The sequence below is a fragment of the Helicobacter suis genome (assembly GCF_902196135.1).
Taxonomy (GTDB): Bacteria; Campylobacterota; Campylobacteria; order Campylobacterales; family Helicobacteraceae; genus Helicobacter; species Helicobacter suis_A.
In genome coordinates this window covers 1-18,642 of record NZ_CABIKE010000010.1, presented here as the reverse complement: position 1 = coordinate 18,642, position 18,642 = coordinate 1, and the positions used below count along the sequence as shown (strand labels likewise).

Annotated in this window: 15 protein-coding genes; 12 read left to right on the top strand and 3 right to left on the bottom strand. The window is 39.5% G+C overall.

The window, feature by feature from the left end; translation table 11 throughout:
- Positions 1–39 precede the first annotated feature (39 nt).
- Genes G6Q06_RS06275 through G6Q06_RS06265 form a run of 3 tightly spaced genes read right to left on the bottom strand, consistent with a single transcriptional unit; the run spans position 40 to position 2,165 of the window.
- On the bottom strand, positions 40–315 hold the full coding sequence (locus tag G6Q06_RS06275) for an AtpZ/AtpI family protein (RefSeq protein ID WP_163533243.1): 276 nt from the start codon (positions 313–315) through the stop codon (positions 40–42).
- Positions 293–1,606 carry a glutamate-1-semialdehyde 2,1-aminomutase gene (hemL, locus tag G6Q06_RS06270; RefSeq protein WP_205435961.1) on the bottom strand — a complete coding sequence of 438 codons (1,314 nt, stop codon included), beginning with the start codon at positions 1,604–1,606 and terminating at the stop codon, positions 293–295. The genes G6Q06_RS06275 and hemL overlap by 23 nt, the downstream gene beginning before the upstream one ends.
- Before the next feature lie 4 nt (positions 1,607–1,610).
- On the bottom strand, positions 1,611–2,165 hold the full coding sequence (locus tag G6Q06_RS06265; protein WP_205435958.1) for a YceI family protein: 555 nt from the start codon (positions 2,163–2,165) through the stop codon (positions 1,611–1,613).
- 118 nt (positions 2,166–2,283) lie between these two features.
- Between G6Q06_RS06265 and tlyA the strand changes: the two genes are divergently transcribed.
- From tlyA to G6Q06_RS06205, 12 genes are all read left to right on the top strand, one after another.
- Positions 2,284–3,003 carry a 23S rRNA (cytidine-2'-O)-methyltransferase TlyA gene (tlyA, locus tag G6Q06_RS06260; RefSeq protein WP_163564562.1) on the top strand — a complete coding sequence of 240 codons (720 nt, stop codon included), beginning with the start codon at positions 2,284–2,286 and terminating at the stop codon, positions 3,001–3,003.
- Positions 3,004–3,060: 57 nt separating this feature from the next.
- A complete protein-coding gene (locus G6Q06_RS06255) occupies positions 3,061–5,673 on the top strand; it encodes a valine--tRNA ligase (protein WP_163566054.1) in 2,613 nt (870 codons plus the stop codon).
- Between the two features lie 4 nt (positions 5,674–5,677).
- Entirely contained in the window at positions 5,678–7,012 is a 1,335-nt protein-coding gene (ffh, locus tag G6Q06_RS06250) for a signal recognition particle protein (protein ID WP_163566053.1), read from the top strand.
- 203 nt (positions 7,013–7,215) lie between these two features.
- Positions 7,216–7,419: a 50S ribosomal protein L31 gene (gene rpmE, locus G6Q06_RS06245; protein ID WP_163533247.1), complete on the top strand. Its 204-nt coding sequence runs from the start codon at positions 7,216–7,218 to the stop codon at positions 7,417–7,419.
- 2 nt (positions 7,420–7,421) lie between these two features.
- Entirely contained in the window at positions 7,422–8,261 is an 840-nt protein-coding gene (gene rsmI / locus G6Q06_RS06240; RefSeq protein ID WP_163566052.1) for a 16S rRNA (cytidine(1402)-2'-O)-methyltransferase, read from the top strand.
- Positions 8,258–8,944 carry a 23S rRNA (guanosine(2251)-2'-O)-methyltransferase RlmB gene (rlmB, locus tag G6Q06_RS06235; RefSeq protein ID WP_163534774.1) on the top strand — a complete coding sequence of 229 codons (687 nt, stop codon included), beginning with the start codon at positions 8,258–8,260 and terminating at the stop codon, positions 8,942–8,944. The genes rsmI and rlmB overlap by 4 nt, the downstream gene beginning before the upstream one ends.
- Positions 8,941–9,969, top strand: a complete 1,029-nt coding sequence (locus tag G6Q06_RS06230; RefSeq protein ID WP_163566051.1) for a hypothetical protein — start codon at positions 8,941–8,943, stop codon at positions 9,967–9,969. Before rlmB ends, G6Q06_RS06230 begins: the two co-directional genes overlap by 4 nt.
- Positions 9,966–10,787, top strand: coding sequence for a hypothetical protein (locus tag G6Q06_RS06225; protein WP_240329297.1), 822 nt, complete (start codon positions 9,966–9,968; stop codon positions 10,785–10,787). Before G6Q06_RS06230 ends, G6Q06_RS06225 begins: the two co-directional genes overlap by 4 nt.
- Entirely contained in the window at positions 10,763–12,607 is a 1,845-nt protein-coding gene (gene selB / locus G6Q06_RS06220; protein WP_240329296.1) for a selenocysteine-specific translation elongation factor, read from the top strand. The genes G6Q06_RS06225 and selB overlap by 25 nt, the downstream gene beginning before the upstream one ends.
- A gap of 17 nt (positions 12,608–12,624) precedes the next feature.
- Positions 12,625–13,635 carry a DNA adenine methylase gene (locus G6Q06_RS06215; protein WP_163533251.1) on the top strand — a complete coding sequence of 337 codons (1,011 nt, stop codon included), beginning with the start codon at positions 12,625–12,627 and terminating at the stop codon, positions 13,633–13,635.
- A gap of 23 nt (positions 13,636–13,658) precedes the next feature.
- Entirely contained in the window at positions 13,659–17,924 is a 4,266-nt protein-coding gene (locus tag G6Q06_RS06210) for a restriction endonuclease subunit S (RefSeq protein ID WP_163566050.1), read from the top strand.
- Positions 17,925–18,011: 87 nt separating this feature from the next.
- Positions 18,012–18,278, top strand: a complete 267-nt coding sequence (locus G6Q06_RS06205) for a restriction endonuclease subunit S (protein WP_163533254.1) — start codon at positions 18,012–18,014, stop codon at positions 18,276–18,278.
- Positions 18,279–18,642: the final 364 nt, after the last annotated feature.

Here is an 18,642-nt window from a genome sequence, read left to right as displayed (position 1 = left end):
TATAAAGCAAAAGTAGCAGAGTACATTTTAAGCAACACATTAGACTTTATGGTGTTGGTATTTTGGATCAGAGGCTAAACTATCTAGCTCTGCTTTGGCTTGTTTGTAGGCTTTATACACATTTAAAATAGCCCCGCCCACTCCCCAAAAAACCCCTAACCAAAAGAGCCAAGAGATTTTGGTGAGCCTAACAAGACCATAGCCAATACCAACCCCTAGCAAAAGCGCAACCACAATAGAAATACCTAAACTTAAAGCATTTGCCCCCTCTACAACGGGCTTAAATTTAGGATCAGACTTTATGGGCGATTTCATAAAAACTCTCCTGAGCTCTGCTTAAACATGCCTCCAAAATAGAAGAATCCATAGGTGTACAAATAAAGCTAGTTTCAAAGGCTGAGGCGGGTAAATACACCCCTTTTTGTAACATCTTTTGATGGAATGTAGCGTATAGGGCGGTATTTGATTGCTGGGCGTCTTCAAAGTTTTGTACCTCTTTATCCGTGAAGAAAAACCCAAACATGCTCCCTCTTACGCAAGTCTGTAACGCTAAATCACAAGAGGCCGCCGCTGTTTTCAACCCTTGAGTAAATTGTGTGGCCAGTGTTTCTAAGCGAGAATAGAGTTTAAGATCATGCTGGATTTTTTCTAAGGCCATAATACCGGCTGCTACGGCTACTGGATTACCACTAAGCGTACCCGCCTGATAAACCCCCCCGATAGGAGCTAGCATATCCATGATCTCTGCGCGCCCTCCAAAGCAAGCTAGAGGCAAGCCCCCCCCAATAACCTTACCAAAGGTTACTAAATCAGGCACGAGGTGGTGATAACTTTGTGATCCGCTAGCAGATGCCCTAAAACCACTCATCACCTCATCAAAGATTAGTACCGCTTCCTTAGTTTGGCAAAGATGCTGTAATTCTTGTAAAAACTCTAATTTAGCCGGCACTAACCCCATATTACCCGCAATGGGTTCAATGATGACACAGCCAATATCTCCTTCTTCAAAACAAGCTTTAAGAGAGGCTATATCGTTATAACGGGCTACTAAAGTGTGTTTACTAAAATCCTCTGGTACTCCCAAAGATGATGGATGGCCAAAAGTAGCACAGCCACTGCCTGCGCTCACTAATAAACTATCACTATGACCGTGATAACACCCATCAAATTTAAGAATATCATCTTTACCGCTAAAGGCCCTAGCTAGGCGGATTGCACTCATTGTAGCTTCTGTGCCACTACTGACCAAGCGCACCTTTTCCACACCCTCATAACTCAACACGATTTTTTTAGCTAAAGTGGTTTCTAACTCAGTAGGCGCACCAAAGCTTAAACCTCTTTGTAAAGTGGTGATTACCTGTGCCTCAATATCAGAATCAGCATGCCCAAAGAGTAAAGGACCCCAACTTTGAACAAAATCTACATAAGTGTTTCCATCTACATCAAAGAGGGTATAGCCTTTGCCCTTAAAAATAAAGGGGGGAGTTCCCCCTACACTTTTAAAAGCCCGCACGGGCGAATTAACCCCCCCCACAATCACCTGTTTAGCTTCATTAAAATCGTTGATACTGTGTAAGAGCGGGTGTTCCAACTCTTTTTTTGCCATGTAATTACTCTTTAAGAGCGGCTTTGAAAGTGATCTCTACTTGAGACCATGTGAGTTTTTCATGCTGGGCATGGCACTGCGCGGCTAATTTAGCAAACTCATTTTGTAACCCAAATTCTAAAATATCTAGTACGCCAGTAGCTACAAGTTCTTTATTTGTAATGTGATAACTCATGGGTACTTTTACACTTTTACCATTCATGCGCACGCTAGCTAAAATACTGCCCTGTCCATCGCCTGCTACCACATTTCTAAAAATGACTTTGAGAGTTTTATCTTTGAATAGATCAAAAAACGCCTCTTTAACATTTTTAGTTTTAACTGGATCGTTTAAATTGACATGGGAAACATCAATAGTAGCGCTTGCCTTATCTAGCATGTGTGCGATGCTAGAAGTGTCCTTACCAAAGCGATAGGCCACATGATCAAAACTCCCATTTACCCCTACCTTTTTGGCGGTCTTAAAAGCTGTAAAGCCCATGCTAACCTTAGTGGTATCAATGCTAGTTGCATGGACTAGCCCACATGCTAATAAGACGCCTAATGCCATTTTTTTCACAATAACTCCTTGTAATCTAATCGCGTTATCATAACATGAAAACAAGTTTTTTGTATGCTAGCTGGTTTTTTATAACACCTAGATAGGAGTTTAAGCAAATGTGTAATATCAGGTTTAAATGCGTTTAGATCAATATCTGGTTGAAAAAGGGCTGGTTAAGAGCCGGACATGGGCTAAGCAACTGATTTTAGAGGGGAAGGTTTGCACTAATGGCTATATTCTTAGTAAGCCTAGTTTAGAGGTTAAGGGAGCGCTATTAGAAAGTTTAGAGCAAAATCTAACCCTTATACCTAAGCGTTTTGTTAGCCGTGCAGGCCAAAAGCTTTGGCATTATCTGGAAAAATACCCCATTGATTGTTATCATAAAATTGTTTTAGATGTGGGTTCTAGTACAGGTGGGTTTGCACAAGTGCTTTTAGAAAAAGGGGCGATGCGGGTTATATGTGTAGATGTGGGCAAAGATCAGTTAGATCCAAGCCTTAAAACCCACCCACAAATTGAATTACATGAAAGGTGTGATATCCGCTATTTTAAAACTAGTACAATCCATGATTTATTAACCTGTGATGTGAGCTTTATTTCTTTGCATTTGCTTTTAAAAACTCTCTTACCCTTAAGTCAGCGCTATCTCTTGCTTTTTAAACCCCAATTTGAAGTGGGTCGTTTTGTTAAGCGCAATAAAAGAGGGGTGGTTATGGATTTAAACGCTACAAGGCAGTGTTTAGAAAACTTTATAAGAAAAGCGCAAGGCTATGGTTTAAAAGTGGTGCGGATAGAAGAATCAAGCCTCAAGGGTAAAGAGGGCAATGTGGAGTTTTTTATTGATCTACAAAGGTAGAGATTACTCTTTTAAGCCACTTCAGGTTAGAATAAAATAAAAATTCTAAGGATTTTTATGGATTTGCCTCCCTTTGATCTAGCCTTAGAAAAGCATTATTACAGCATTTGCCAAGACAGAGGCTATTTTGAAGTAGATAAAGATACAAATAAACCCCCCTTTGCCCTCATGATGCCCCCGCCTAATATCACCGGTCGCTTGCATATGGGGCATGCCCTCACTTTTAGTTTGCAAGATATTTTAGCGCGCTTTAAACGCATGGACGGTTATCGCGTACTCTACCAACCCGGTTTAGATCATGCCGGCATTGCCACGCAAAATATCGTAGAAAAGCAACTATTAGAACAGGGGATTAAAAAAGAGGATATTGGCCGTGAGGCTTTTATCCAAAAGGTTTTAGAATGGAAAGAGGCTTGCGGAGGGCAGATTGTAGAGCAAATGCAACAACTAGGTATTTCTTGTGCTTGGAGTCGGTTGCGCTTTACGATGGATATAGGGTTAGAAAGGGCGGTTAAACAAGCGTTTGAAACATGGTTTGATCAGGGTCTGATTGTGCAAGGGACTTACATGGTCAACTGGTGTTGTAAAGACGGGGCTTTAGCAGATATTGAGGTGGAATATACAGAAGAACAGGGTAAGCTTTATCATTTACGCTACTTTTTAGAGCAAGGCGGATTAGTCATAGTAGCCACTACGCGCCCTGAAACCTTATTTGGCGATGTAGCGCTGATGGTACACCCCGAAGATACACGCTATAAACACCTCATCGGTCAAAAGGCTATTTTGCCTTTAAATGGGCGGGTTATCCCTATTATTGCTGATTCTTATGTAGATCCTAGTTTTGGGAGTGGCTGTGTTAAAGTAACGCCCGCGCATGATTTTAACGATTATGAGGTGGGCAAGCGCCACCAGCTAGACCCTTTAGTGATCTTTGATGAAAAAGGTATTTTAAATAGCCATGCAGGTACATTTACTAATCACGATCGCCTAGAGGCTAGAGATTTAATTGTGCAAGCCTTGCAAAAAGGGGGCTTTGTAGAAAAAATTGAAGATCACACCCACCAAGTGGGCAAGTGTTATCGCTGTAATAATTCTATTGAGCCTTATATTTCTAAGCAGTGGTTTGTTAAAAAAGAGGTGGCACAAGATTCTATTAGAAAAATCAAGCAAGGCTTAGCGCACTTCTTTCCCTCCCATTGGCGCAATAATTACAACGCGTGGATGGAGCAACTACGCGATTGGTGCATTAGCCGCCAACTCTGGTGGGGGCATCGTATTCCTATTTTTACCTGTGCTAACCACCACCAATTTGTCAGTTTAGATACGCCTAAAACTTGCCCTAAATGTGCTAATACCCATTTAGAACAAGACCCTGATGTGCTAGATACTTGGTTTAGCTCAGGGCTTTGGCCCTTTAGCACTTTAGGCTGGGCTCAAGAAAATCTAGGTTTAGAGGGGGTTTTATTTGATCTGCATGATTTAAAAGATTTTTACCCCAATAGCGTTTTAATCACCGGTTTTGATATTTTATTTTTCTGGGTAGCGCGCATGCTTTTAGCTGGGGAAAGTTTCTTGGGCGAGTTGCCCTTTAAGCATATCTACTTACACGCCCTCGTGCGCGATGAAAAGGGCGAGAAAATGAGCAAATCTAAGGGTAATGTTATTGATCCTTTAGAGATCATTAATACAGAGGGGAGTGATAGTTTACGCTTTGCTTTGGCTATGCTTTGTGTGCAGGGGCGAGATTTGCGCCTAAATAAAGAAGTGATCACCCAAGCGCGCCACTTCACCCATAAACTCTACCACGCAAGTTTATTTTTATCTAAAAGTTTGATAGAGGCGGGGGGGAATTTGCAAACAGATTTAATAGAGTGTCATAGCACACTAGGGCGGTATGCCAAATCGCGCTTAAATGCCACCACTAAAGAAGTGCGCCTTGCGCTTGAACTGTATCGTTTTAATGATGCGGCTACGATTCTATATCGTTTTTTCTGGGGGGAATTTTGCGATTGGGTGGTAGAATTTTCTAAGGCTAGCAAAAACACCCAAGAAGCCCCCCAAGTTTTTAGCGAGCTCATTTCTGTGTTTAAAGAAGCTTTATTGCTACTCCACCCTTTCATGCCCTTTATTAGCGAATATCTCTACCACCATTTAAGCGCAACTTCTTTAGAAAAAGACCCCTCCATTATGATAAGCCACTATCCTAAAGGAGGGGATTTAGATCACACACTAGAAATGCGTTTTGATGCGATTAAAGAGGCTATTACAGCCATTAGGCGGCTAAAAATTCTTTTAAATGCCCCAATTCAAAAGGTGTATCTAGAAAGTAAAGTGGGTTTACAAACAGAGGATTTACACTTTATTAGCAAACTTAGTAAAGTCTCACATTTAGAGTTAGTGGATAGTAAACCTGTTAAGAGCTTGAGTGATACAGGCGAATTAGGGCGTGTACATGTGAGTTTAGAGGGGGTTGATCTGAGTGCACTCATTGCGCGTTTGCAAAACCAATTAGAAAAACTGCACAAAGAAAAAAGCAAGCTTAATTTAGATAACCCTAATTTTTTAGCTAAAGCCCCCAAAGCTCTCTTAGAGACACTACAAACACGCCTGCAAGAAATCCAAGAGAGACAAACCCAAATTGAAAAAGAACTTAAAATATTACAAGGATAATTAAATGTTTGATACGCTAACCCAATCTTTCAAAAATGCCCTCGCTAAAATCCGTTTCCAAGACGATACAAAAGCTCTAGAAAAAGCTTTAGAGGAGCTAAAAAAAGCCCTTTTGCGCAATGATGTCCACCATAAAGTGGTTAAAGAACTGGTTAAAAATATTGAGGCTAAAACTAAAGCTAAGGGCATTGGCAAGCAACAATTTTTTGATGCCTTGCAAGAGAGTTTATTAGAAATTTTAAGTGTACCGGGTTGTTCTAGCGGATTTGTTTATGCTCCCACTCCCCCGACTATTGTTTTGATGTGTGGGCTACAAGGAGGAGGAAAGACTACAACTTGTGCTAAGCTAGCACACTATCTTAAAACCCGCCACAAAAAGGTTTTATTAGTGGCTTGTGATTTAGAACGCTTGGCTGCTGTGGAACAATTGCAGGTTTTAGGTACACAAATTGGAGTAGAGGTTTTTTACCAAGAAGGCTCAATTTTAGAAATTGCTAAGGGAGCGCTAGAGCGTGCTAAAGAAGGCCAATTTGATGTGGTGATTGTAGATAGTGCGGGGCGTTTGGCCATTGATCAAGCTTTAATGCAAGAACTTAAGGCTTTAAAAACTTTAATCCAACCTTCAGAAACCTTTTATGTAGCCGATGCGCTCAGTGGGCAAGATGGGGTGCGCTCAGCTGCAACTTTCCACACAGAAATAGGTTTAAGTGGGGTGGTTTTAAGTAAGTTTGATAGCGATAGCAAGGGCGGCGTTGCGCTAGGCATTGCCCACCAGTTACAAATCCCCTTGCGCTTTATCGGGCATGGGGAGAAGATCCCGGATTTAGATATATTCATGCCAGATCGCATCGCTAATCGTTTAATGGGAGCGGGGGATATTGCAAGTTTAGCTGAAAAAACGGCGAGTGTGATTGATAGCAAAGATGCTAAAACGCTGTCTAAAAAACTCAAAAAAGGGCAATTTAACTTTAATGATTTTTTAGAACAAATTGAAAAGATTAAAAAATTAGGTTCTCTGAGTTCTTTAATTTCCATGATCCCCGGGCTAAATAATGTGGCTAGTGCGCTTAAGGGAACGGATTTAGAAAACTCAGTAGAAATTAAGAAAATCAAAGCGATGGTTTCTTCTATGACTCCTAAGGAAAGAAACGATCCAAGTATTTTAAATGGAAGCCGTAAAAAACGCATCGCCTTAGGTTGCGGATTAGAAGTAGCTGAGATTAACCGCATTTTAAAGCGTTTTGATCAAGTGAAAGATTTAGCTAAAAAAATGAGTTCTAAGGGTGGGGTGGCGCATTTATTACAAACACTCCAACAAAGTAGCATACCTAAAAAGTGAAAATTACCCCTAGCTATAAACCCGCAAGGCTAAATAAATTGAAACACTCACTAAAGGTTTTGTACTATCACCGCCAAAGTGAGGGCTATACTCTAAAAAGAAAGCTGTTAGTCCTAGCTATAGTGTGGCGATTAATCAATTTTTTAGCCTCACAACTAAGCAAAGATTAGATATAATCTTAAAAATTTTTTAGGAGAATTTTCATGAAAAAAGGCATCCATCCTGCATACATTCCATGTAAGGTTACTTGTGTAACTAGTGGCAAAGAAATTGAAGTACTGAGCACTAAAAGCGAATTAAGGATTGATATTTCTAGCTTTTGCCACCCTTTTTACACAGGTAGCGATAAAATTGCCGATACCACCGGACGCGTGGAAAAATTCAGACAAAAATACAAAATGCAATAATTTTGCTCACTTTGCTACCCACTCCTATTGGCAACCTTAAAGATATGACTATGCGCGCGCTAGAGGCTTTGGCTAATTGTGATGTTTGTTTGTGTGAAGATGTGCGTATCACTAAACGGCTAGTGTTTTTACTCAAACAACAAGATTGGGCAGCCCCGTTAAAAAGTACGCAACCTCAACGCTTTTTACCCTTTCATTCTCATAACCAAGAGGCGTTTTTAAACCAAGTAGAGCCCTCTTTTTTCACTAGCCAACATGTGGTATTTGCTAGCGATGCGGGGTGTCCTTGTGTGAGCGATCCGGGGGCTAAATTAGTGGCATTTGCCCAAGAACATGGGATTGCCTATGATGTTTTACCCGGGGCAAGCGCGTGTATTAATGCTTATAGCGCCAGTGGTTTTCAATCCCCTTCTTTTTATTTTGTAGGCTTTTTGCCCCCTAAGAGTTTGAATCGGCGCGCTGTACTTACTAAATTACGCGGTGTTGCTCCCCTTTTAGTTTTTTATGAAAGCCCTAAGCGTCTGTTAGACATGCTAGCCGATCTCAAAGAGATTTTCTCAGATGCGAAAGTATTTGTCATTAAAGAAATGACTAAATTACACCAACAATACTATAAAGGAGAGATCTCTGTTGTCTATGACAAACTTAGAGGTGCGAGTGCTAAGGCTTTGCAAGGAGAATGGGTATTGGTGGTAGAAAGCCAAACTAATCAAGAACCTAGTTTATCGGCTATAGAAATTGAGCGCATGGATTTACCCCCTAAGATTAAGGTTAAATTATTGGCTAAATTAGCACAGATAAGCCCTAAAGAATTGTATACGCGCGCTTATAAAAACCCATGATTGTCTTTGGTAAACAAGTCGTGTTGCACATGCTCACGCATTATCCAGATAGGGTTTCTGTATTATATCTGGCTAAAGAGGTGGATAAAAAAACCTTTAGCTTATTTAGAGCACATAAAGGGAAGTATCAAAGCCAAATTATTAATCTGGACTTTAAAAAAGCCCAAGCAATGGCTAAAGGGGCTAATCATCAAGGTTTTTTAGCAGAAGTTTTGCCTCCACAAAAAAGCACCTTAAGAGATATTAAAACCCTTGATAAAATTTTAGTGCTTTGCGGGTTAAGCGATGTGGGCAATGTGGGGGCTTTATTTAGAAGTGTAGTTGCTTTGGGTTTTGAGGGGGTGATTTTAGATTTGCACATGCCCTATGAGGGGTTAGTGCGCTCTAGTTTGGGGGCGTTGTATGATGTACCCTTTTGTGTGTGCCAAAATATTTTAGATGTTATTTGTGAACTCAAAGAGGTGGGGGTATTTTGCTATGGAGCGCATATTAGGGGGCAAGATGTGAAAAATGTAGTGTTTACACACCCATTAGCTTTATTTTTAGGCAGTGAGGGAATGGGTTTACATTCTAGGATTTTAAATAAAATGGATCAGCTTTTACATATCAAAATGCAGGGTAAAATGGATTCTTTAAATGTGAGTGTAGCGGGGGCAATTTTAATGGATAGGGTAAGAGGATGAATGAACAAGAAAAAATAGAAGCGCTAGATCAGGCGCTAGCCATGTTAAAAGAAAAAGGGATTGCTCAGATTGTACAAACCACTAAGATTGCTAACCCACGAATCAAGGCAATTTTAGAAAAAGATTTTAATTCTTTGCAAAGAGTGCATGCTGTAGGGTTTTTACAGATTTTAGAAAAAGAGTACCGGATTGATCTAAGCCAGTGGTTGGTGGAGTACGATAAAAAAAATTCTTTTGCCGGCCCTAAAGAAAGCCCTAAAGAAGTAAATCCCGCTCCAGCGCCACAAGAGCAAAAAGTGCCAAAAGAGTCCAAGCAGGAGCAAGAAAAACCCCTGCCTTTTTTAGACGCCAAGCGCGTGGGGGATTTACCCCCCCCTAAAATCTCCTATGAACAAAAAACCTCTAAATGGGTTTTTATCGCCCCTATCATCGTGCTAGCTCTGGCTCTTGGTTTGTATTTGCACTATAACACCCATACTATCCAAGAGAGCGCAGAAAATATCCCCCCAACAAAAACCCTAGATTCCCCCCCTCCCCCTCAGCCTCAAACCTCTCCTAGTACGCAATCCTCCCCCACTCCACAAGAACAAAGCACGCAAACCAAAACCTCAGAGCAAAACCAAGCACAGCTAAAAACCGCTCAAGAATCTTTAGATTCAAAGCCTTCCCACTCTGATTTAAAAAGTGTAGCTACGCCACCATCGCCCCCTTCTAAAGAGGAGCAACCCCCCACAGAAGAGGCAGAAAAATACCCCACTATTGAGATCACCCCTAAAGAAGATGTGTGGATGGAAAGCATTGATTTACACACTAGGGATAGAAAGCAAACAATCCTTAAAGAACCTTTTAGCTTAAACACACAGGGGCATAAGTGGCTCTTAGCCTTTGGGCATGGGAATTTATCCATTAAAGCTAATGGCAAACTCTTAGACTTTAGTCGCGAGCGTCCCTTGCGTTTTCTTTATACCCCAAAAGGAGGGTTACGACGCCTTAGCCTAGCCCACTACCAAGAGCGTAGCCGGTGAGGTTGGTTTTACTCATCATCGCGTTTTATTTCTCCTTAAGCGCTGATGCCCTAGATACCAAAATTAAAAGTCTCATGGATCACACCTTTTATCAAACCAATAAAAATTTTATCCAGCGAGTCTTTAGCCATAAAGAGGCCTTTTATGAACAAGGGACTTTACAGATTCAAAAAGTGATCAATGCTCTTAAAGAAAATGGCCTATTACCCCTTAAGTTTAAAAAACCCGGCTCTTTACGCGTGCGTTTTGAGGCAAAAACCCCCCCACTTCTTTTACTTAAAACGATTCGAAGCGTACTTTCCTCTATGGGATATGCTTATTTCCCCATTTTAGAGGTTACGCATAATCAAGATGATAGTAGCGCCACCTTTGCCCTCACTACAGAATATGCCCTTGATCCTACCCTTCTTGCTAAACTCTTTGCCAAACAAGGCTTTACACTCCTAGATTTAAAGCGCAATAGCCTTAAAGACTGGAATTATACCTTCCAAGTTAATACCCCAAAATTAGCCCATGCCACCCCCATTATCCCGGTTAATGATGGAATAGAGTTAAAAGAAATTAGCGGGGTGTATTGGCTGGACATGACTGATAGTGGTAAATTAATTATAGCGGCTAATGATAAGGAGTGGCAACCCCAAGTTAGTTTTTTTGACGCCATGTTGCACATGCTAAACTACACAGCCACAGATACCCCTACAGAAAAAATTAGCCTAGATATTACAGATAAGGTACGCTTCGTGCGGGTCAGTGATGTGAATAACCCTCTTGTTTTAAAGGGAGGGATTAAAGTTTGGCTAGAACCTCTCAAGCGCTGATGCAATATTTTCTACTAGGCACTTGTGGGCATGTTGATCATGGCAAAAGCGCTTTGATTAAAGCATTAACAGGCTTTGATGGAGACACTAGTGTACATGAACGCATGCGCGGCATCACCATTGATTTAAGTTTTACAAGTTTAAAAACCTCTAAACGAACTTTAGGTTTTATTGATGTACCCGGACATAAAAATTTAGTCTCTACGATGATTGGGGGGAGTTTTGGATTAGATGCAACCTTGCTTGTCATAGATGCCTTTGAGGGGTTAAAAGAACAAAGTTTTGAACATGCTTTAGTGCTTGCATTATTACAAATCCCCTGTCTGATTATTTTAAGCAAAGCCGATAAATGCCCGGATATTAAGGCTCAAGAACAAGCCATAATAGAAGCGCTTAAACCTTATTCTCTTTGTATTTTAGATGTGTTAGCCTGTAGTGTTTATAACCCTGAGAGTATCCAAACGCTTAAAGACTTTTTACTCCAATATCCCTTTAGCAAACGCCAGAATAACCAAGATTTAAACCATCTTTTTAGGCTTTATATTGATCGTGTTTTTATGGTGCAGGGGCGAGGGGTGGCTGTAAGCGGCACGGTGCTTGGAGGCTGTATTAAACAAGGGGATAAAATCACGATCGCGCCTTTATCTAAAGAAGTCAGCGTTAAAACCTTGCACCAACATGGAGAGGAAGTTAAACAAGCTCACATCCATGAACGGGTGGCATTGCATTTACAAAATGTAAAGGCCACAGAATTACAAGAAGGCATGCTTTTAACCCTTAAGGGTTATTTGCGTGGATTTGATAGCATTGATGTAGAATTGCGCACCTACAATAACCCCGCACTCAAGCATAACCAACACATCACCCTACAAATTGGGACACTCAAACTACAAGCTAGGGTATTGATTTTACAATACCCTTATGCTACCTTAATCTGTAGCCAAAAAATCTTTGCATGTTATTTAGATTTAATCATGATTAGCATTAACCAGCGTGTTTGGGGAGCAGCCTTAGTACTTAACCCCATTACTGATTTACTCAAAAAACCTATCAAATTAGCTTTACTTAAAGCGCTATCTTGTAAAGATTTAGCCCAAAGTTTTAATATTTTAACTAAAGCCCATAAAAAAGGCTTTGGGTTACTCTCCTCTATGCAACGCTTTGGTTGTACAACGCATAAAGCCTTAGAAATAGCTAGTACACTTCCGGATATTTTAGTAGATTCACAAGAATGTGTACTCTATGCCCCTAGCACTCTTAAAAATGTAATCCACACTCTTTTAAACATTTATAAAAACAACCCCCAAGCGCTTTTAAGCGCTAAGAGCCTCAATTCTAAACACAACTACATTAGCCCTTATTTGGCCACTCTAGCGTTTAAAGTTTTAGAACAAAGAGGGCAATTACAAGAAAAAAAAGGGCTGTGGTTTTTAAAGGGTCTGATTTTAGAAAAATTACAAGATAAACTCCAAGATAAGCTTTATCAACTCATTGCGCAGGCTAAATTTAGCCCCCAAGCTCCCTATAATCTCTACGATTTCTTAGATGTGGATCGAAGAGTTGGGGATCTAGCTTTAAAAACTCTATGCCAACAACGCAAGGTGATACGGTTATGCCATAATGTGTTTGTGCAAAAAGAAGCTTTAGAGGAGATGGTGTGTTTAATGAGAGATTTATTAAACACGCATAGGAGTTTAAATATCCATTTACTTAAAGAGAATCTATCTCTCTCACGCAAATACTGCATCGCCTATTTAGAATATTTTGATCATTTAGGTTATACGCATAATCAAAATGGCCAACGCACCCTTAAATCTTAATCCAATTAAGGCATGTAGTGAATTACATTGGCTCTAAACGCAGGCTATCTAGTTTTTTATTGAGTAGTATTCAGGATACTTTAAAATCCCATGGGGTTTACCTTGCAGACTGCGTTTTTACCGACCTTTTTTCCGGAACAGCAGCAGTAGGGAGGCTATTTAAAAACCATGTAAAACAAGTACTGAGTAATGATCAAGAATTTTATAGCTTTGTACTAGCCAAGCATTATATTGAAAACACACAACCCTTAAAGCGGGCTATCAAACTTATCAATACCCTTAATCATCTCCGGCCTATCAAGGGTAAAATTTATAAACACTACGCTTTAGGGGGCGGTGAGAAGCGGCAGTATTTTAGCGATCTAAATGCCATGAAAATTGATAGCATGCGTACCCAGATTGCGCACTGGCAAGAAAAACAAGCCATCACCCAAGCCGAATTTTACTTTTTACTCACCTCGCTTTTAGAATGTGCGGATAAAGTGGCTAACACGGCCTCTATTTATGGCGCCTTTTTAAAACACCTTAAAAAAAGTGCACAACAAGATTTGTTTTTATACCCGGCTGCTTTAGAATTAAGCACAAATTCTCACTATGCCTACCAAACTGATGCTAGTAAGCTTATTAGACAAATTAAAACCGATGTTTTATATTTAGACCCCCCCTATAACCAACGCGAATATGGGGCTAATTACCATGTGCTAAACAGCATTGCTATTTATGATGATTTTATCCCGCAAGGTAAAACCGGTCTTAGGGTTTATCAAAAATCTGCGTGGTGCAACAAACACGCCGCATACAAGGCCTTAGAATATGTGATTGAACACACCAACGCACGCTTTATCTTTTTAAGTTATAACAATGAGGGGTTATTAAATTTAGAGGAAATTAAAACTCTCTTTAGTAAACATGGTAACTACAGCCTTAAAAGCCAAGTGTATAACCGCTTTAAAGCCAGTTCTAGCCCTAAAAAAGAGAACACAATAGAGTACTTGCATGGATTAGAAAAACTAACAAAGGCAAACTAGCAAAAGGTGAGTAAGGCTAATTGATGATTACTACAGAAAATTTAAAAGAGGTACTTCTAGCTTTAGGGTTTAAAGGGGATAGTGTGCTTACAAAATCCTATGAAGTGGGGGCTAGGATTGAGGCGGATTTTACAAAGAAAAGCATCACATATACACCCCTTGATCCAGACTTCAAAGAGGGGGAATATCCAAGTTTGGATAAGCCTAGCAAGGGTTTTATTATCCATAGAAACACCACCACTAATTTTAAATCTAATGAAAACTTTGTGTGTTTAGTGGCTGTAGATAAACTTTTAGAAAAAGGCTATAAGCCAGAGCATATTATCTTAGAACCTAGCTTTAAAGTGGGGCATAACCAACAGGTTTATGGCGATATTTTAGTGCTTGATCAGGAATTTAAAAACTTAGTTTTAATTGAGAATAAAACCTATGGGAGCGAGTTTAGTAAGGAGTGGAATAACATGCTTAAAAATGGCGGCCAACTCTTTAGTTACTATGCGGTGAATAAAACCCCCTATCTGTGTTTACTAGCCTTTGAAAATGAAAACAAGTATGAAATGCACTTAATTTCTATGCAGGATAATTTAGATCACTTAGAGCGCATCAACGCTACACTTAAAAAGGAGGATAAAAAGCGCGGTTTTAATGATCCGGCTAATACCAATGCTACAAGTTATTTTGAAGTGTGGAAGGAAACCTATTCTACAGCCTCCACCACTAAAGGCCTTTTTGAAACAGATATAGAGGCCTATAAAATTGGCAAGGAAAAATACAAAATAAGCGATTTATCTGTTGTTTCTAAAGATCAAATTGCAAGCATTTACCACGAATTTGCCACAATCTTACGCCACTACTCCATTGGCAATTATGAGAATAGTTTTTATATTCTAGTGGATTTGTTTTTATGTAAAGTAATAGATGAGATCAAAAACCCAGAGGATTTGCAATTTACCTACAAGGGTGTAATTGCAGATAATCCTTTTGCTTATTGTGATCGGCTATTAAATCTCTATGAAATGGGCGTTAAAGAGTTATTTAACAAAAAAGTAGTGAATGTGCAAAAAAGCGCAATTAGCAGGTTATTTACAAAAGCTAAGCGCTATGAGGGCAAGTTTAAAAAAGAGCTAGATAACATCTTTGATCAACAAAAATACTTCAATATCAAAAAGTTTAATTTCATTGAAGTAGAAAACGCTGAGGAGTTTTACTTAAACTTCCAAGTGTTAGTGCAAGTATCTGGACTCATTCAAGATTTATACTTGAGTAAAAGCGAATCTAACCAATTTTTAGGCGATCTCTTTGAAGGGTTTTTAAACCGCTCAGTACACCAAACAGAAGGGCGCTTTTTCACTCCCATGCCTCTTACTAATTTCATGATTGCTTCCTTGCCCAAACTCAGTTCACATCTTAAAGTGCTTGATTTTGCTTGTGGAGCGGGGCATTTTTTAACAGAGATGGGAGCTTATCACTCTAGCGCAGAGGTTTATGGCATTGAAAAGAATAAAGACCTCTCTAAAGTGGCTAAATTAGCCTGTATTTTGCATAACCCTAAGAGCAATAGCCATATTATTTTTCAAGACGCCCTAGATTCTATCCAGCCTCAATATAAGAAAAGCTACGAACAGGGTAGTTTTGATTTGCTTTTGAGTAACCCGCCATACTCTGTTAAAGGGTTTTTAAGCACCCTTGAGGAAAGCGTGCTTAATTCCTTTAGCTTAATTAAAAGTATAGAGAAAAAGAGTTATGAGAGTAATAACGCCATAGAATGCTTTTTTATAGAGCGCGCTGATTACTTTTTAAAAGAAGGGGGGATTTTTGCCTTAATTTTACCGGTGAGTATTTTACAAAAGAGCGGGATTTATGAAAAAACCCGCGTGTTTTTATTAGAGCACTTTAAAATTTTATGTATTGTAGAACTCAATGCGCGCACCTTTGGGAGTACAGGCACGCAGACCATTATGTTATGGGCACAAAAAGTAACACAATACGGGACTGATTTAGTAGAGAAACTCAAAAAGGAGAATTTCTCTAAACAGGCTTTAGATGGGGATTTTAAAGAGAGAGATTTTTTAGAGCAGTACTGCGCTTTTATGAAATATAATACAGAGGAATACCGCGCCTTTCTTGCTAGTCTTTGTCTCTCTGAAACACTCAAACAAGCCCCTGTCTTTAAAGAGTATTTTAGCGATTTTGAAAGCAAAGATCCAAAAGTCTTTAAGAAAAGAAAGCCTACAGAAAAGGATAAGCAAGAGTGGTTTAGGAATTCTCCTTTGTATGAGGCAGGCTACTTAGCATTTCTTGCAAAGCAACCGGATTATAGAAAGCAACAAAAGCAGAGCCAAGAACTTACACAGAACGATGAAAAATGGTTTGAAAAGAGTGAAGAGTATAAAAGCAGATTTAAAAGCTTTGAGCAAAGTCAAGATTATAAAAATGCCGCGCAAAAATGGCACACACAAATTTTTTTAGAGGAGATCAAAAAACTAGAATTAGAGAAGATGTACTTTTTTGCATTGATTAAAGATGAGGAAGTTTTGATCTTAAAAAGTCCGCAGAGTGATAAAAAGCAGATCACCCAATTTTTAGGTTATGAGTGGAGCGCGCGTAAGGGCGATGAGGGGATTAAATATAAAATTAAGCAGGATAATAGCCCCTCTGATAAAAAGAATCAAGAGGAGTTAGATCAAGATCAACAGGCGATAAAAAACATGCAATCTATTAAAAACATTGATACGCCTCTGTATAACCCTACTAACCCAGAGGATGAAACTAAGCTAGCCTTTGTACTAGCGCAGTTTATGCAAGATTGCATGGAAAATAAGCCCTTTAAACTACAAGATGACACCGCTAAATTAGAGGAAAACACCTGTGGTTATACACTCTTTAAAGCCTGTTTTAGAGAAATGCTAGATTTTAGTAAAGCTAGCTTTAATAAGGTGATTAGTTTAAATCCTAAGGAAACATGCCAAGAAATAATTTCTTTATACTCTATTGTTAGATTAGACACTTGTGGCGAGTTTTTAATGGGAGGCACACCTTCAAGAAAAAATCCGCAGTATTGGAATGGAAATATCAAGTGGCTTACTATAGGCGATTATATAGAATACCAAAGCATCACCGAAACAAAGGAAAGGATTACAGAAACGGGACTACAAGCATCTAGTGCCAAGATTATCAAGAAAGGCGCTGTGGTGGTATCTATCTATGCAACCATTGGTAGGGTAGGGATTTTAGGAGCAGACATGGCCACTAACCAAGCTATAGTTGCTATTATCCCGAACAAAGATTTTATAGGTGAGTATTTGATGTATGCTGTTGGCTACTATAAGTTCCAACTTTTTGATAAAGTAATCACAACTTCACAAAAAAATATTAATCTAAGTATTTTACAAGACATGCGTATTCCAAAACCCCCCTTAGAAATCCAGCACCAGATCGTGGCAGAATGTAGCGCCATTGAGGAGCGCTATAAAGCGGTACGCATGAGTATAGAAGAGTATAAAAAATTGATTCAAGCTATTTTAATTGGGGGGGGGGGGGGGGGGGGGGGGGGGGGGGGGAATAACTTTGCCTCTAGTGGCTTAGAAAACACCCTCTTAGAGATTTTAAAAACCCTAGAAAATCTGCAACTTCAGCTTTTAAAAAATGCAAGTAAGCCACCTAACTTAAAAGAATTGCAAAACCAATTAGAAGCTTTGCCTGTGCCACCAGTGGAGGGGTGGGAGCTTAAGAAGTTGGGGGAGGTAGCAGACATTCAAAGCGGAGGTACTCCAGATAGAAAGATTATGGCGTATTGGAATGGAAATGTAAATTGGCTCAGGTCTGAAGCGTGCCAAAATTGTTACATCTATGAAGATCAAATTAAAGAAAGAATCACAGAATTAGGACTAAACAAATCCTCAGCAAAAATATTTAAAAAAGGGTCTGTGCTAATTGCATTGGTCGGAGCAACGATTGGTAAAGTTGGTTATCTCACTTTTGAAAGCACAACAAACCAAAATATAGCAGGATTATATCCCTTAAATAAAAATACTCTTAATGACAAATTTTTATACTTTGCAGCATTGGGGCTTGATTCTGAGTTTAAACAATTGGGCGACTTTGTGATGGCTAACTTAAGTTTTATCAGAAATCTTACAATCCCCCTCCCCCCTCTTTTAGCCCAAAAACAGATCGTAACAGTGGTAGAAACAATAGAAAGCCAGATAAACACCCTAGAGAGCGAGATCGCAAGCCTAGAAACACAAAAAGAGGAGGTTCTAAGAAGGCATTTAACAGGGAAATTATAAGGTAAAGGCTATTCAAGATCAATAAGAGAGACTTAAGACCTTTTAAAGATTGTCCTTATCAAGGCCGGCCTAGTCTTGCATTCTCCCATGCAAGCTATAAAAAATTTACATATCTATCTTGATAATGGTTGGGAGTTGTTCAAGTTAAAAGAAATTGCTAACATAGAGATTAAAAAGAGAAGTTCTTACCTAAGCAAAGACAAAGAGGGTTCTATCAAGGTTATAGCGGGCGGAATTAAGCATGTTTATTTTCACAATCAAGTTAACCGCCTAAAAATACCATTACAATTGGCGCTTCGTGGAAAACATGTAGGTTTTGTTAATTTTTGGACGGGAGCAATTTTTTGCCTTTGACTGCACAACGTGCATGCAAATTTTAGGATACTTTGTAAATATTCTACTACACATTAATAAAGTATGCAAAAAGATATTTATACCCTTGCAATAGGTACAGTTCCCAAAAGCCCAAGAACAGATCGTAACATGTGAAAATAGTTTTCACAACTTTTTAGTATTCATCTTTACGAACTTTAGGGCGGTGGTGGATATGCGCTTAATTTTTTTGATCGCTTTGTTCTCTTGTGTGGTGGGTGTGAAACAGTGGCTATCTACCCTCTAGCTTGTAAAAAAGAGCTAGCCATGCGTTTTAATTTATTAATAGCCTTTTTGTGAAAAGGGAGAGGCGGCGGAGGAGGCGGCGGAGGAGTGGGGGGGGGGG

Coding starts and splice junctions, on each gene's coding strand:
- ffh (WP_163566053.1), top strand. CDS start 5,678: ATGTTTGATACGCTAACCCAATCTTTCAAAAATGCCCTCGCTAAAATC.
- hemL (WP_205435961.1), bottom strand. CDS start 1,606: ATGGCAAAAAAAGAGTTGGAACACCCGCTCTTACACAGTATCAACGAT.
- G6Q06_RS06275 (WP_163533243.1), bottom strand. CDS start 315: ATGAAATCGCCCATAAAGTCTGATCCTAAATTTAAGCCCGTTGTAGAG.
- rlmB (WP_163534774.1), top strand. CDS start 8,258: ATGATTGTCTTTGGTAAACAAGTCGTGTTGCACATGCTCACGCATTAT.
- G6Q06_RS06205 (WP_163533254.1), top strand. CDS start 18,012: ATGCAAGCTATAAAAAATTTACATATCTATCTTGATAATGGTTGGGAG.
- G6Q06_RS06255 (WP_163566054.1), top strand. CDS start 3,061: ATGGATTTGCCTCCCTTTGATCTAGCCTTAGAAAAGCATTATTACAGC.
- tlyA (WP_163564562.1), top strand. CDS start 2,284: ATGCGTTTAGATCAATATCTGGTTGAAAAAGGGCTGGTTAAGAGCCGG.
- rpmE (WP_163533247.1), top strand. CDS start 7,216: ATGAAAAAAGGCATCCATCCTGCATACATTCCATGTAAGGTTACTTGT.
- G6Q06_RS06230 (WP_163566051.1), top strand. CDS start 8,941: ATGAATGAACAAGAAAAAATAGAAGCGCTAGATCAGGCGCTAGCCATG.
- G6Q06_RS06210 (WP_163566050.1), top strand. CDS start 13,659: ATGATTACTACAGAAAATTTAAAAGAGGTACTTCTAGCTTTAGGGTTT.